10 protein-coding genes are annotated in these 14,712 nt (G+C 71.5%); 6 read left to right on the top strand and 4 right to left on the bottom strand.

The window, feature by feature from the left end; genetic code table 11:
• Positions 1 to 234: 234 nt before the first annotated feature.
• From IEZ07_RS17950 to IEZ07_RS17935, 4 genes are all read right to left on the bottom strand, one after another.
• Positions 235 to 1,377 carry a DUF418 domain-containing protein gene (locus IEZ07_RS17950; RefSeq protein ID WP_191895783.1) on the bottom strand — a complete coding sequence of 381 codons (1,143 nt, stop codon included), beginning with the start codon at positions 1,375 to 1,377 and terminating at the stop codon, positions 235 to 237.
• A 241-nt stretch (positions 1,378 to 1,618) separates the two neighbouring features.
• Complete coding sequence (locus tag IEZ07_RS17945; protein ID WP_191895782.1) at positions 1,619 to 3,082, bottom strand: phosphodiester glycosidase family protein; 1,464 nt, start codon at positions 3,080 to 3,082, stop codon at positions 1,619 to 1,621.
• Between the two features lie 165 nt (positions 3,083 to 3,247).
• Complete coding sequence (locus IEZ07_RS17940; RefSeq protein ID WP_068897056.1) at positions 3,248 to 4,873, bottom strand: PucR family transcriptional regulator; 1,626 nt, start codon at positions 4,871 to 4,873, stop codon at positions 3,248 to 3,250.
• 51 nt (positions 4,874 to 4,924) lie between these two features.
• Complete coding sequence (locus IEZ07_RS17935) at positions 4,925 to 5,677, bottom strand: TetR/AcrR family transcriptional regulator C-terminal domain-containing protein (RefSeq protein ID WP_239320096.1); 753 nt, start codon at positions 5,675 to 5,677, stop codon at positions 4,925 to 4,927.
• A 55-nt stretch (positions 5,678 to 5,732) separates the two neighbouring features.
• Between IEZ07_RS17935 and IEZ07_RS17930 the strand changes: the two genes are divergently transcribed.
• The 6 genes from IEZ07_RS17930 (at position 5,733) to IEZ07_RS17905 (ending at position 14,710) form a co-directional block, all read left to right on the top strand.
• Entirely contained in the window at positions 5,733 to 7,262 is a 1,530-nt protein-coding gene (locus tag IEZ07_RS17930; protein WP_204054404.1) for an MFS transporter, read from the top strand.
• 69 nt (positions 7,263 to 7,331) lie between these two features.
• Entirely contained in the window at positions 7,332 to 8,633 is a 1,302-nt protein-coding gene (locus IEZ07_RS17925; RefSeq protein WP_191895779.1) for an aspartate aminotransferase family protein, read from the top strand.
• A 138-nt stretch (positions 8,634 to 8,771) separates the two neighbouring features.
• Positions 8,772 to 10,280 carry a CoA-acylating methylmalonate-semialdehyde dehydrogenase gene (locus IEZ07_RS17920; protein ID WP_275413829.1) on the top strand — a complete coding sequence of 503 codons (1,509 nt, stop codon included), beginning with the start codon at positions 8,772 to 8,774 and terminating at the stop codon, positions 10,278 to 10,280.
• A gap of 200 nt (positions 10,281 to 10,480) precedes the next feature.
• Positions 10,481 to 11,743 (top strand): extracellular solute-binding protein, encoded by a 1,263-nt coding sequence (locus tag IEZ07_RS17915; RefSeq protein ID WP_191895777.1) that lies wholly within the window; start codon positions 10,481 to 10,483, stop codon positions 11,741 to 11,743.
• A 358-nt stretch (positions 11,744 to 12,101) separates the two neighbouring features.
• Positions 12,102 to 13,361: a saccharopine dehydrogenase family protein gene (locus IEZ07_RS17910; RefSeq protein ID WP_068897052.1), complete on the top strand. Its 1,260-nt coding sequence runs from the start codon at positions 12,102 to 12,104 to the stop codon at positions 13,359 to 13,361.
• A gap of 371 nt (positions 13,362 to 13,732) precedes the next feature.
• The gene (locus IEZ07_RS17905; RefSeq protein WP_191895810.1) at positions 13,733 to 14,710 is read left to right on the top strand and encodes an ABC transporter permease; all 978 of its coding nucleotides are present in this window, start codon (positions 13,733 to 13,735) and stop codon (positions 14,708 to 14,710) included.
• The last annotated feature ends 2 nt before the right edge of the window (positions 14,711 to 14,712 follow it).

The raw sequence follows: 14,712 nt of genomic DNA, 5'->3' as shown, positions 1-14,712 counted from the left end.
CCGGACAATCGTTATGAGTGAGGGCCGTCCTTCGGGGCGGCCCTTTCTTGTTTTCGCGGGGATGATTCCGGGGTGACGGATGATCGTTGTCCGGGGCTGGTTGCGGAACGGGGTGGGTCGTCTTTCGAGGGCGGCCTTTCTTTCGTTGCTCCGTTATCCCGGGGGCTCACCTGGAGGGCGGGCTCTTCTCTGTTGTGGCGGGGGAGACGAGGGTTCGCCGGCGGGAGTCTTCGGTCAGGGATTGCGGCGCAGGGGCGGACGGCTGAGCCAGGTGACCCAGCGCCAGAGCCGTTCCAGGGGTCCTTGGCGGTAGCGGCGCAGCCAGAGCGTGGACACCAGCCATTGGGGGACGAGAACGGCTCCGGAGATCAGGAGCACCGTCGCCGAGGACCAGCCGTCCGGCGAGCCACCGACGAGGCGGGTGGCGATCAGGACGAGGACCGTGGCGGACAGGTAGTTGGTCAGCGCCATTCGGCCCAGCGGCGTGAAAATCCCCTGAAGCACAGGTCCGAGCGGTGTTCTGAGCAGAAGCAGCAGGGCGCACACGTAGGCACCCGCCATCAGCAGTCCGGCGAGGGCGAACCAGGAGCTGAAACCGTCCGCACCGGCGGCCCCGGACTCGATCTGCAGCCACACGGCGGGCACCGCCCCCGTCGCGAAGACCAGACCCAGCACGGCCGGGACACGGGCCGAATGCTCGATCCGCTGGACCACACCGTACCGGGTCAGCGCCGAGCCCAGCAGGAACAGCCCGGGTACCAGCGGCACACCGTTGCTGCCGAGGACCGGCGGCAACACGATGAGGACGGCGGCGAGTCCGGCTACGGCCCGGCGCGGCAGCCAGGTCGAGGGCAGCAGCACCAGCAGGCCGACGACGGCGTAGACGGTCAGGATGTCGCCCCGCCACAGCAGGAGCATGTGAGCCAGGCCTATGGCGAGCAGCGCCAGGAGCCGGCGCAGCAGGAGCAGCCGTGGGCGGGGGACCCGATCTCCCGCGGAGTCCAGCAGTAGCGAGAAACCGATGCCGAACAGCAGGGAGAAGATCGGGAAGAAGCGCTGGTCGACGAAGAGTCCCAGGTCCAGCCAGGCACCGTCCTGGTTCGCCGTCACCACCGGCTGTGCCGCCGCTCCGGTGCCGGCCATGTGGGCGATCGGCTTGACGTTGGCCGGCAGGATGCCGCACAGGGCGAACCCGCGGATGACGTCGAGCGCGGCGATGTGGGGGCGGGTGGCCGGGTGCGGCTTCCCCGGAGCGGTGGCGGGGCGCTGTGCCGGGGAGGTGCGGCTGGGCGGCCCCGGCAAGGGACCGGGAGGATGGTCGGGGGTGCTGGGCCGATGCCGGGTCTGCTGTGCCGGGGGTGGTTCTTCACGTGACATGGGGACACATTCTGCGAGCCCGGGCCGAGAGCGGTATGGGTCGAAAGCAGGGTTCCCGGCAGGCGGAGCCGTACTTTCGGCCGGTTCGGAGAAGAAGGATGGCGGCCTGGCCTGCCCACCCGCTACGGGTGGTCGTGTCACCACGTTCGACGTCGACGAGTACGTCTACGGCACGCTCCGCGGCGGTACCGTGTCCCGTCCCCGTGCCCCGCCCCGGGGGCGGGACACGGGGGCCGGTGGGTCAGGGGGTGATGAACAGCGCGTCCCCGATGGTCCGTTCCCGGCCGTCGGAGGGCCGGTTGACGACCTTGTGGCCGACGACCATCGCGGTCGAGCCGCCGCCGTCGAAGTTGATGGCCTGCTTGGCGCCCAGCCAGCGCATGATCTGCGCGGCCTCCACCATCGAGGCGCCGACGGAGACGCCCGGGTTGCGGCCGTCGACCGTGACCAGGATGAGCCCGCCCGACTTGTTGACGCCGACGATCGTGCGGGGGTGGCGCCGGAGCATCATGTTGACCGAGGCGTGCCCGTCGGCCGCCGCGCTGATCCGGACCCGGCCGTTCCTGAGCAGGCCGACCCCGCCGCCCATCACGTACGTCTGGGGGGTGAGCCGTACGGCTCTTCCCGTCCGCAGGTCGATGACCTTGGTGTCGATCTTCATCGTCCAGGTCTCCCAGGCGTGCTCGTGCAGCCAGTCGGCCATGAGGCCGGTGCCGTGGAGCACGTAGTGTCCGCGGGGGACGACGCCGCCGGCGACGCGGGCCTTCACGATCCTGCCCTGGGCGTCGACGACGACCTCGGAGCCGCCGTCCGCGGCGGTCTTGGCGCCGAACTCCTCGGTGTAGAGGACGAGCTCGTCCGCGGTGGCGGCTCTGTTGACCCCCTTGACCTCGACCTTCGTCCCGTCGGAGGAGACCGCGGTGACCGCCGACCGCAGTTCGGTGATCCAGGCCTTCCTGCCGGTGATAACGAGCCCGCTCCGGCCCGGCGTCCCCTCGCTGAGGAGCTTCCCGCCCACCACCGAGACGCCCACGGGATCGCCCTGGAGCGCCCTGGCGGTGTGGATGTTGAAGAAGCCACCGTTGACGCCCGCGATGGCCTTGTTGAGCTTGGACATCGAAGAGGTCGTCTCGCGCTTGGCCACGCTGGTGCCGACGCTGGTCCGGTAGGAGCCCTTGAAGACCTTCGGGTCGACCATCACCACCCGCATGTCCCACGGGCCGGTGGTCTGGTCGCCGTCGTCACCGAGGAAGTCGGTCTTGGCGCGGATCCCGGCGGCCTTGAGCTCCTTGACGACCTTGTCGGCCTTGGCCCGCTGCTTGAACGTCCACAGCCCGATCCGCACCATGTAGCGCTCGACGGGGGGAGCGTCCGCGGCGGCGGGCTGCACGATCCTCAGGACGCTCGGGGTGAAACCGGCCGCCTCGGCCTCGACGGCCTTCGCCTGGGCGGTGGTCAGCGGGCCGTTGTCGTGCCCGTTGGGCATCAGCAGGGAGACGGTCCAGCCCTGGGTGGGCGTGCCGTGCGTCACGCTGAAGAGGTCGACTCCGGGAGCCACCGCGCGCTGGTTCTTGACCGGCGCCCCGGGCTCGCCGAGCGGGAACGCCGAGGAGGGGAAGGCGGCCCCCGCCTGTTCGGCTTCCGCCGGAATCGCCGTGGCCGCGATCGCCACGGCCGTGAGCCCGACGATGAGACGTCGTGACATGTATATCTCTCCCCGTTGGTGACCTGACTTCGGTGCACCATGGTGCCGAGATCTACCTGTCAATGACGGTGAAACGCGGGAAAGAGCCGGAGAAAGTGATGTTTCTGGTATGAGATCACGCGTATCCGCGCCATCGACGGCCGATACGGGGCGGATGCCGGGGTCTCAGGAGCGCGGGACGTCCCTGCGGAAGGACTCCAGCGCCAGCAGCGCGACGTGGAGGGAGAGGCAGGTCTCGACGTCGTCCAGATCGGCGTCGAGGATGCGCTCCAGGCGTCGGAGCCGATCGTAGAAGGCGGGACGGGACAGATGGGCCTTCTGGGCCGCGACCGCCTTGTTGCGCCCGGAGTCCAGGTAGACGCGGAGGATCCGGGCCAGGTCGCCGCCGCGCTGGGCGTCGTGGGCCAGCAGGGGGCCGAGCTCGCGCTCGGCGAAGGTCTGCAGCCGGGCGTCGTCGCGCAGCAGGTGGAGCAGGCCGCGCAGGTGCAGGTCGGGCAGGCGGTAGAAGGCCCGCCCGTCGGGCTGCCGGACGGCGACGTCGGCGACCTGCTCGGCCTCGAGGAAGCTGCGCCGTACGTCGCGGACGGTTTCCACGACCGAGCCGGCGGCGAGTACGAACGGCACGGTGAAGGCGGCGCGCAGGCGGTCGGAGAGCGTGGTCAGCGTGGGCTCGGCCAGGGCGCGCGGGGGCAGGGGGAGCAGGACGCCGACGCGGTTCTGGTCCAGGGCTCCGACCAGGGCGGGGAAGCGGGCGGCGCGGCAGGCCGCGGCGGCGGCGTCGGCGAGTTCGACGAGCCTGGCGAGTTGCTCCGGGCCGTCCGGGGGGTTCTCGGGCGCTTCGGCGAGGCGGAGCACCACGCTGATCAGCTTGCGGCCGGTGAGCGGTACGCCGACCGCGCGGGCGCGGGCCGCGGCCTCGTCGGGATCGGCGTAGGCGTGGCTGAGGATGCCGGAGATGATCGTGCCGTGGGCCTGCCGTTCCAGGGACTCCTGGTGCCGCTCCAGCAGGCGGCCCAGGGCCAGCGTGGTCGCGGCGCGCTCGGCGAGCACGATGTCGCGGGGGCCCGGCTCGGCCTCGCAGAGCAGCATCAGCCTGCCCCAGTCCTGTCCCCGGGCGCCGACCATGGTGACCAGCCAGCCGGAGGCGGTGTCGTAGGAGGTGCGCTGATCGGAGGTGACGGCGCGGGAGCGGCTCTCCCAGCTGGACAGCAGGGTGCGGGTGTCCTGCCCGGCGGACTCGCAGGCGAGCACCTGGTGGGCGAGGTTCTCGAGCAGCACCGGCCGACCGGAGAGGCGGGAGACCTGGGCGAGGATCTCCGCGGGGGAGGCGCCCTCGACGGAGAGGGCGGTGAAGACCTCGTGGAGCTGCTCCGAGGCGCGCAACTCCTCCAGTTGCCGGTCGATGATCCGGGCGTGCACCGCCTCGGTGATCTGCACGAACGGGGTCTCGCGGGCCAGCGTGACCAGCGGCAGGCCGTGCTCCTCGGCGGCGGCCACCACCGACCTGGGGAGTTCCCCGATGAACTTGCGGCCCAGCTCCACGATCAGCCCGGCCGCGCCGACGGCCGCCAGGCCGGTGATGTAGCCGGTGAGCTTGTCGGGGTCGTCGGGCAGGGCGATGCCGGTGGTGAGCACCAGTTCGCCGCCGTGCAGCAGGTGGGCGATGTCGGTGACCTCGCCGACGTGGACCCAGCGCACCCGCGTGTCCAGCCGGTCGGCGCCCGCGACGACCCGCGGATTCCCCCGGCGGACGGTGTCCAGGGCGAGCACATCGGCGATGGTGGGCAGCACGAACCGAGAATAACCGATCAATGTGTAAATATGCCTGCTTGGTGTTTTACGTTATGTCCGTGACTCCCTGTCGATTCCGGTGCGGGGGCCGGCGTCCCGTGCCAGGCGCGCCCTCAGCCCGTCGAGCAGGCAGCTGAGGCCGAAGTCGAAGCCGACCGCACGGGCGACGTCCGCGTCGTGGGCGCGGTACCGCTCATGGCGGCTGATGAGGTCAGGGTGGTCACGGGCCGCCCGGCGCACGGTCTCGTGCAGGGCGTCCGTCAGCTCTTCGCCGCTGAGCCCGGAGCGGTCCACCATGCTCCGCCAGGCGATCTCGGGCGCGGTGGCGCCGAGGACGTAGGAGAGCAGGGCGGCGCCCGCGTAGTCCAGCTCCATGCCGGTGAAGCCGGCCCGGCCGAAGGCGGCCGCCATGCGGGTGGACAGGCGCATGGCGTTGGGACCGAGGGACGGCCTGGTGGTGATGAGGGAGACCGCCCAGGGGTGCTTGAAGAGCGCGTCGCGCAGGCCGTACGCGAAGACCGTGACGGCGTCCTCCCACCCCACGACCTCCGGGTCGGGCAGCGGGACCTCGCCGTAGACCTCGTCCATGACGAGTTCGAGCAGCTCGTCCTTGTGGGCCACGTGCCAGTAGATGCTGGTGGCCCCCGCGCCGAGCTTCGCGCCCAGGCGGCGCATGCTCAGCGCGTCCACCCCCTCGGCGTCGAGCAGCTCCATCGCGACGCGGACGATCTGCCCGCGGCTGAGCGTCGGGCTCTTGGAGGTCCTGGGCTCGCGGGTCCAGACCGAGTCGATGGGCTGCTGCACCCTTCCAGCATAAATGCACTCGCACACCGTGCGATTTTTGTCGTACAGTGTGCGAGTGGAATCGAACACTGTACGAGAAGAGCGGGATCCGCGGCGCTGGTGGATCCTCGGGGTCCTGTGCCTGAGCCTGCTGGTCCTGGTGGTGGACAACACCGTCCTGAACCTGGCGATCCCGTCCCTGATGACCGATCTCGGCGCGGGACCGGCGGACATCCAGTGGATCCTGGACGCCTACATCCTGGTCTTCGCCGGTCTGCTGCTCACCGCGGGCAGCCTCTCCGACCGGTACGGCCGCAGGCGCTTCCTGATCATCGGCCTGATCCTGTTCGGCGGAGCTTCACTGGTCGCCGTGGTGGTCACTGAGCCCTGGCAGCTCATCGCGGCCCGCGCGCTGATGGGCGTCGGCGGCTCCATCCTGATGCCGAGCACGCTGTCGATCCTGATCACCGTCTTCGACGAGAGCGAGCGCCGCAAGGCCATCGCGGCGTGGAGCGCGGTGGCGATGGTCGGGGTGATCGCCGGTCCCACGCTGGGCGGTTTCCTGCTGGAGCACTACTGGTGGGGGTCGATCTTCCTGCTGAACGTGCCCGTCGCGGTGGTGGCCGCCGCGGCGGCGGTCGTGCTGATGCCTGAGTCGCGCGGCCCGGCGCGGCGGCTGGACCCGGCCGGGGTGGTCCTGTCCACCACGGGCATGAGCGCGCTGGTCTTCGTGGTCATCTCCCTGCCCTCCGAGGGGCTGACCGGAGGCCCGGTGCCGGCCGTCGCGGCACTGGCCGTGCTCGCGCTCGGCGCCTTCGTGCTCTGGGAGCGCCGCTCCGACCATCCCATGCTGCCGCTGGAGCTCTTCCGCGACCGCAACTTCAGCGGGGCGTCGTTCTCGATCGTGCTGATGTCGTTCGGCACCGGCGCGCTGCTGCTGATGCTCACCCAGTACCTGCAGTTCGTGCTGGGCTACGACCCGATGAAGGCGGGACTCGCCCTGCTGCCGTACGCGGTGGCCGCGGCGCTGTTCAACGCGGTCGGCGCCGGACTGGGGCAGAAGGTCAGCAACCGGGCGCTCATCGCGGCCGGGCTGGGCGTCATGGGCCTCGGCTTCGGTGTGCTCGCCTTCCTGTCCGCCGACAGCGGGTACGGCACGCTGATCACCGGCCTCATGGTCATGGGGGTCGGCGGCGGCCTAGCGGGACCGGCGGCCTATGCGACGCTGATGGGTGCGGTGCCGCCCGCCCACGCGGGGGTCGGCTCGGCGCTGAACGACACCGTCCAGCAGGTCGGCATGGCGCTGAGCGTCGCCGTGCTCGGCAGCGTGCTCGCCGGGGTCTACACCTCGTCGATGCCCGCCGGGGCGCCGGCCGCCGCGCGCGAGTCCATCGCGGGCGCCGCCCTGCTGGGGGACCCGGCCCTGATGGGGACCGCGCGGGAGGCGTTCGTCTCGGCCATGTCCTTCGGCTCCTGGGTCGGCATCGGCTTCTGCGCCGCGGCCGCGGCCCTGGCCCTGGCGGTGGTCCGTCCCGCGCCGAGGGCGGGGGCCCGGGCCGAGGCGGAAGGGGAGGCGCAGGGGGTGGGCGCGGGGTTTACACCCTGACGGGTGACTGCCGGTTTCCCCGACAGTCTGCCGGTAGGAGCGGTGAGCGCGGGCAGGGATACTCGATGCATGTCGGACCTTCTCGCGCGTCACCGGGCGGTCATGCCCAACTGGCTGGCCCTCTACTACAACGAGCCCATCGAGATCGTCGGCGGCAAGGGCAACCGGGTCGTCGACGCGTCGGGGAAGACCTACCTGGACTTCTTCGCGGGCATCCTGACCAACATGATCGGCTACGACGTGCCCGAGGTGCGCGAGGCCGTCGAGCGGCAGCTCGCCACCGGCGTGGTGCACACCTCCACCGTCTACCTGCTCCGCGGGCAGGTCGAGCTGGCGGAGAAGATCGCCCGGCTCTCCGGCATCGAGGACGCGAAGGTCTTCTTCACCAACTCCGGCACCGAGGCGAACGAGACGGCGCTGCTGCTGGCCACCTACGCGCGCAGGTCCGACCAGGTGCTCGCCATGCGGCAGAGCTACCACGGCCGCAGCTTCGGCGCGGTCGGCGTGACGGGCAACCGCGCGTGGAAGAACAACTCGCTCTCGCCGCTGAACGTGCACTTCCTGCACGGCGCGGACCGGCACCTCGCCCAGTTCCGCGGCATGTCGGACGCCGACTACATCGCCGCCTGCGTCGAGGACCTGCGCCACGTGCTCGCCACCGCCGCCGGCGGTGACGTCGCCGCGCTGATCGCCGAGCCGATCCAGGGCGTGGGCGGGTTCACCATGGCGCCCGACGGGTTGTTCGCGGCCTACAAGGAGGTCCTGGACGCCGAGGGGATCCTGTTCATCTCCGACGAGGTGCAGACCGGCTGGGGCCGTACCGGCTCGGCGTTCTTCGGCATCCAGGACCACGGGGTCACGCCGGACATGATGACCTTCGCCAAGGGCCTCGGCAACGGCTTCGCGGTCGGCGGCGTCGTCGCCCGCGGCGAGCTGATGGACGCCCTGCACGCGACCGGCCTGGCCACCTTCGGCGGCAACCCGGTCTCCATGGCCGCGGCCAACGCGACCCTCGACTACGTGCTCGACCACGACCTGCAGGCGAACGCGACCCGGACCGGCACGCTGATCATCGACGGCCTGCGCGAGGCCGCGCCCCGCCTGCCGATCGTCGGGGACGTGCGCGGCAAGGGCCTGATGTTCGCCGTCGAGCTGGTCGACCCGGCCACCGGCGCGCCCGCCCCGGCGCTCGCGGCCCGGTTCATGGAGGAGAGCCGGAAGGCGGGTCTGCTCGTGGGCAAGGGCGGCCTGTACGGCAACGTGCTGCGCATGGCCCCGCCGCTCACCCTGACGGCGGAGGAGGCCGCCGAGGGCCTCGGGATCGTCGTCGCCGCGCTCGAGACCGTCGCCGCGGAGGTCGCCGCGCCATAGGCACGCAGGCAGGACGCCGCACGCAGGCAGGACGCCGCACGCCGGTACGCGGGAGCGCCGTACCGGACAGGCGTGCGGGAGGCATCGCGCCGCAGGGCGCGGGAGGAGGCGCGCCGCAGGGCGCGCAGGGAGCACGGGATCGTGAAGAACGTCACTCACTGGATCAACGGAACCGCCGTCGCGGGCGCCGGCCGCACGGCGGACATCTTCGACCCGGCCAGGGGCGAGGTCGCCGGGCGGGTACGGCTCGCCTCGGCCGCCGAGGTCGACGCGGCCGTGGCGGCGGCCGCCGCGGCCCACCCCGGCTGGCGGGACACCTCGCTGGTGAAGCGGTCGCAGGTGCTGTTCCGCTTCCGCGAGCTGGTGCACGCCCACCGCGACGAGCTCGCCGCGCTGATCAGCGCCGAGCACGGCAAGGTCCACTCCGACGCGCTGGGCGAGGTCGCCCGGGGGCTGGAGGTCGTGGAGTTCGCCTGCGGCGTCCCGCACCTGCTCAAGGGCGGCTTCTCCGAGGGCGTCTCCACACGGGTCGACTCCTACTCGATCCGCCAGCCGCTGGGCGTGGTCGCCGGGATCACCCCGTTCAACTTCCCGGCCATGGTCCCGATGTGGATGTTCCCCGTCGCGATCGCCTGCGGCAACACCTTCGTGCTCAAGCCGTCGGAACGCGACCCGTCGGCCTCGCTGCTGCTGGCCCGGCTCTGGACGGAGGCGGGACTGCCGGACGGGGTCTTCAACGTGGTCCAGGGGGACAAGGAGGCGGTGGACCGGCTGCTGGAGCACCCGGACGTCAAGGCCGTCTCGTTCGTCGGCTCGACCCCGGTCGCCCGCCACGTCTACGAGACCGGGACCGCCGCCGGCAAGCGGGTCCAGGCGCTCGGCGGGGCCAAGAACCACATGCTGGTCCTGCCCGACGCCGACCTCGACCTCGTCGCCGACTCCGCGGTCTCGGCGGGCTTCGGCTCGGCCGGCGAGCGCTGCATGGCGATCTCCGTCGTGCTGGCGGTGGATCCGGTCGGCGACGAGCTCGTGGAGAAGATCGTCTCCCGGGTGGGGAAGCTGACCGTCGGTCCCGGCGACGACCCCCGCTCCGAGATGGGTCCGCTGGTCACCGCAGCCCACCGCGACAAGGTGGCCTCCTACCTGGAGGTGGGCGTCGCCGAGGGCGCGGAGCTGGTGGTGGACGGCAGGCTGACGCCGGTCCTGGGCGGCGGCGCCGCGGCGGAGACCCCCGGCTTCTGGCTCGGGCCCACCGTGCTCGACCGCGTCCCGCCCGGATCCCGGGTGCACACCGAGGAGATCTTCGGCCCGGTGCTGGCGGTGGTGCGGGTCTCCTCCTACGAGGAGGGCCTGGCGCTGATCAACGGCGGCGAGTACGGCAACGGCACCGCGATCTTCACCAACGACGGCGGCGCCGCCCGGCGCTTCCAGAACGAGGTGGAGGCCGGCATGGTCGGCATCAACGTGCCGATCCCGGTGCCGACGGCGTTCTACAGCTTCGGCGGCTGGAAGGCCTCGCTCTTCGGGGACACGCACGTCCACGGCACCGAGGGCGTGCACTTCTACACCCGGGGCAAGGTCGTCACCTCGCGCTGGCTCGACCCGAGCCACGGCGGGGTCAACCTCGGCTTCCCGACCAGCGCGTAGTTCCCGGCGGCCCTCCCGTCTCCGTGTCCGTCTCCGTGTCCGTCTCCGTGCCCGGCCGCCATCCCGTTTCCGTGCCCGGTTCCCCGCTCCTCGCCTCGGTGCGCGGGACGGGTGCCGGACCGTACGGCCGCCGGGCCCCGCGAGGGGCTCCGCGGCCGGTAGGCTCCGAGCAGGTCGGCAACGGCGTTCGAGGGGGCATCGTGGGTAGGGACCGGCTCCGCCGTACGAGGCTGGCGGGGATGGCGGGCACGGGTCTCCTGATGCTCGCGGCCTGCGCCGGCACGGGGTCACCGGCCGTCCGGCTCGCGGCCGGTCCGGCGGTGACGCCCGCGGCCCCGGCGACGCCCGGCGTGACGGCCACCGCGAAGCCCACCGGCTCGCCCGCCGCGAGCCCTTCGCCCTCGCCCTCGGCGTCGATCGGCGAGTCGGAGGGCACCCTGCGCGTGCTGGCGCTGCAGGGCCGCGTCGAGTACGGCGGGACGAGCACGAAGGTCGACTGGGTCACCCCGTACGAGAAGCGGACCGGATGCCGGGTCGTGGCGCTGGACCGGGTGCGGACGGGCGAGGAGATGGCCGCCAGGTTCGAGGACGGCTCCTACGACGTCGTCTCGCCTCCGCCGGAGCTGGCCGGGGCGCTCATGGCCGGCGGAAGCGTCGCGCCGGTGGACACCTCGCTGATCGAGGCGTACGACGACATCCCCGGGTGGCTGCGCGAGCTGCCCGGGCTGCGCCGGAAGGACGAGGTCTACGGTGTCCCCTATCTGTGGGGGGTCAACCGGGTCGTCCACGGCGGGTCCCGCGACGGTGCCCGTGACGGCGGCTACGACGGTCCCGGAGACCTCTACACGACCAGTCCCGTGGCGATCAGGGACGACCCGCTGAGCATCGCCGACGCCGCGCTGGCGCTCGCCGGGGCCGGGCGGGACCTGGACGTCTCCGACCCGTTCCAGCTCACCCCCGCCCAGCTCGACGCGGCGGTCGGGCTGCTCGCCGAGCGGGACGGGCCGGACCGGGTCTACTGGAAGGACCCGGTCGAGGTGGTCCGGGCGGTCGCGGGCGGCTCCGTGCGCCTGGCCCAGGCCTGGCCGTACCACGCCGACCTCTTCGAGCGCGCGGGCAGGCCGCTGGAGACGTTCGGCAAGGCGCCGGCGACCGGCTGGGCCGACTCCTGGATGATCTCCGCCGCCGCCGCGAGCCCGAACTGCGCCTACAAATGGCTCGACTGGATGGGCTCCGCCGAGGCGCAGCGGTGGGCCGCCGCCTGGACCGGGCTGGCGCCGGCCAACCCCGAGGCCTGCACGGGCCGCGCCCGCCACGTCTGCGACGTCCACGACGCCCGGGACGGGAAGCGGCCGGAGGGGGTTTTCTTTGCCGTTCGCCCATCGCGCGATTGCGGCGGCGTGGGCGGGGAATGCACTGACTACGCCGATTGGGCGGGCCGTTGGAAGGCCCTCGTGAAGTAGGCGGGGACTTCCCGGCCGGCGATTGACGAGCCGCGGGCGCGGTCCGGTTCCCCCGCCGGGCGCGCCTGCTTCAGGGGCGCTCCCGCGTGCTTCCCCCGGCACCGGGGCGCCCCGCTCCCCGCCCGGACGACACCCGCGCCGGAGCGCCCGGGCCCGCTGCCCGGACTCGCCGTTCTGACGACACCTGCGCCGGAGCGCCCGGACCTGCTGCCCGGATCTGCTCCCGGATTCCCTGCCCGGGCCGGACAGTCGGATCGCGACGGTTTTCGCGGTGATCACCATTTTCAGCCGTGGATTCGGTGGGAAAACTCCGCCCCCGCTATCGACTGGTCGACCAGTCAGTGGATAGAGTCCCGCCATGAGAATCCTTCTTGTGGGGGCCGGCGGCGTCGGCTCCGCCGTCGTCCCGATCGCCGCGCGCCGAGATTTCTTCGAACACATCGTGGTGGCGGACTCTAAACAGAGCCGGGCCGCCGAGGTCGTGGCCAAGATCGGAGACCCGCGTTTCAGCGCCGTCGCGCTGGACGCCTCCGACCAGGGAGCGGTCGAGGCCGCTCTCACCGAGCACCGCTGCGACGTGCTCTTCAACGCGGTGGACCCGCGCTTCACCATGCCGCTGTTCCGGGCCGCGCTGAACACCGGGGCGCGCTACCTGGACATGGCGATGTCGCTGTCGCGTCCCCATCCGCTCCGGCCGTACGAACTGCCGGGCGTGAAGCTGGGCGACGAGCAGTTCGCCCTCGACGGCGAGTGGCGGGCCAGGGGCTCCCTGGCGCTGGTGGGCATGGGCGTGGAGCCGGGCCTGGCCGACGTCTTCGCCCGCTACGCCGCCGACCACCTGTTCTCGAGCATCGACGAGATCGGCGTCCGCGACGGGTCCAACCTGGTGGTGGACGGCTACGACTTCGCGCCGACCTTCTCCATCTGGACGACCATCGAGGAGTGCCTCAACCCACCGGTGGTCTGGGAGGACGGAGCCTGGCGCACCACCGAGCCGTTCAGCGAGCCGGAGGTGTTCGACTTCCCCGAGGGCATCGGCCCCGTGGAGTGCGTGAACGTCGAGCACGAGGAGGTCCTGCTCGTGCCGCGCTGGATCGACGCCCGGCGGGTGACGTTCAAGTACGGCCTCGGCGAGGAGTTCATCAGCGTGCTGAAGACCCTGCGCAAGCTCGGCCTGGACAGCGCGGACAAGATCAAGGTCGGCGGGGTCGAGGCCTCGCCGCGCGACGTGGTCGCGGCCAGGCTGCCCGACCCGGCCACCCTCGGCGACCGGATGCGCGGCAAGACCTGCGCCGGCACCTGGGTGAAGGGCGTCGGCAAGGACGGCGAGCCGCGCGAGGTCTACCTGTACCACGTGGTCGACAACGAGTGGTCCATGAGCGAGTACGGCTGCCAGGCCGTGGTCTGGCAGACGGCCGTGCACCCCGTGGTCGCGCTGGAGCTGCTGGCCACCGGCGTGTGGTCGGGCACGGGCGTGCTCGGGCCGGAGGCGTTCGACGCCGTGCCGTTCCTGGAACTGCTCAACGCCTACGGCTCGCCGTGGGGGATGCGCGACGAGGCGAAGGTCGAGCCGATCCGCGAGCCCGTGGAGAGCCGCGAGGTGCTGCTCTCCGCCTGACCGCCCGCACGTGATCGCCCGAGGGGCGGCCTCCGGACCTCCGGAGGCCGCCCCTCGTCGTCTCCGCGGAAGTGCCCGGCGTCGGTGCCTTCCAGCCGGGTCGTTCACCTGGGCTGTTCCTGCGGCGGTCATCGGGCGCGCTGCTTTATGTCACTAAATCAAGACATATGTTACGAAAAGCGAACATACGTGTCGTCAATTGTTATGGCACTTGCTCTGGCCCGTCCCTCGGACGCAGGTATGGTTTCGCTTATCCCGGACTAAATCCCTTAACCCGGTACAAACCGTGCGTTAATGGCGATTTTGGCGTGCTCGGCTATCGGGCCGCCCGACGCCCCGCGCACTCCCGCACGTTCCCCGAGGGGAGGATGATGGGCGCCTACCTGTTCAAACGGCTGGTCAGCAATGTGCTGCTGGTGGCGATCGCCGCGAGCATGGCCTACTTCCTCGCCGCGACGAGCCTGAACCCGCGCTACAAGTACGAGGGCCGTCAGCCGCCGGTGGCCGAGGCCGTCATCGACGCGACGCTGGAGCAGTACAACCTCAACGACAAGACGCCGGTCTTCCAGCGCTACGTCACCTGGGCCGCCGGAGTCGCCACGGGCGACCTGGGCAGGACCTGGGACGGCAAGCCGGTCAACGAGGAACTGGGCCGCCGGGTCGGGGTGAGCCTGCGGCTGCTGCTCGTCGGCACGATCCTCGGGGCCGCGGTCGGGGTGAGCGTCGGCGCCTACGCCGCGGTCAAGCAGTACAGGATCAGCGACCGGGCGATCGGGGTGGGCGCGTTCGTCGTCATGGCGATCCCCGTCTTCGTGCTCGCCACGCTCCTCACCGTCGCCGCCGCCGGGCTCAACGGCGTCCTGGGCTTCACCCTCCTGGAGTACACCGGCGAGTACAACCCGGCGCTGAGCGGCTGGGACCAGCTCACCAACCGGCTCAACCACCTGATCCTGCCGACGATCTCCCTCACCCTCGGTCAGATCGCCTACTACAGCCGGATCCAGCGGAACATGATGCTCGACGTACTGGGCCAGGACTTCATCCGCACCGCCCGCGCCAAGGGGCTCAGCCGCAGGAACGCGCTGTTCAAGCACGCGCTGCGGACCTCGCTGGTCCCCGTCGCGACCTACTTCGCCTTCTCGTTCGGCACGATGCTGACCGGTGCGACCTTCACCGAGAAGATCTTCGGCTGGCACGGCATGGGTGCCTGGCTGGTCGACTCGATCCAGAGCCACGACGTCAACTCGGTCGCCGCGGTGAGCCTGTTCGCCGCCGTCTGCGTCCTGGTCGCGGGCTTCCTGTCGGACCTGATCGTGTCCGCCATCGACCCCCGGGTGCGGGTGAGCTAGGG

Source organism: Planomonospora parontospora, assembly GCA_014647935.1.
Classification (GTDB): Bacteria; Actinomycetota; Actinomycetes; order Streptosporangiales; family Streptosporangiaceae; genus Planomonospora; species Planomonospora parontospora.
Note: the sequence above shows the minus strand (reverse complement) of the source record. Positions and strands in the feature narration are given on the sequence as shown.

Excerpts from the sequence above, each read along its gene's own strand:
- IEZ07_RS17950 (WP_191895783.1), bottom strand. The coding sequence starts at position 1,377 with ATGTCACGTGAAGAACCACCCCCGGCACAGCAGACCCGGCATCGGCCC.
- IEZ07_RS17945 (WP_191895782.1), bottom strand. The coding sequence starts at position 3,082 with ATGTCACGACGTCTCATCGTCGGGCTCACGGCCGTGGCGATCGCGGCC.
- IEZ07_RS17925 (WP_191895779.1), top strand. The coding sequence starts at position 7,332 with ATGTCGGACCTTCTCGCGCGTCACCGGGCGGTCATGCCCAACTGGCTG.
- IEZ07_RS17910 (WP_068897052.1), top strand. The coding sequence starts at position 12,102 with ATGAGAATCCTTCTTGTGGGGGCCGGCGGCGTCGGCTCCGCCGTCGTC.
- IEZ07_RS17905 (WP_191895810.1), top strand. The coding sequence starts at position 13,733 with ATGGGCGCCTACCTGTTCAAACGGCTGGTCAGCAATGTGCTGCTGGTG.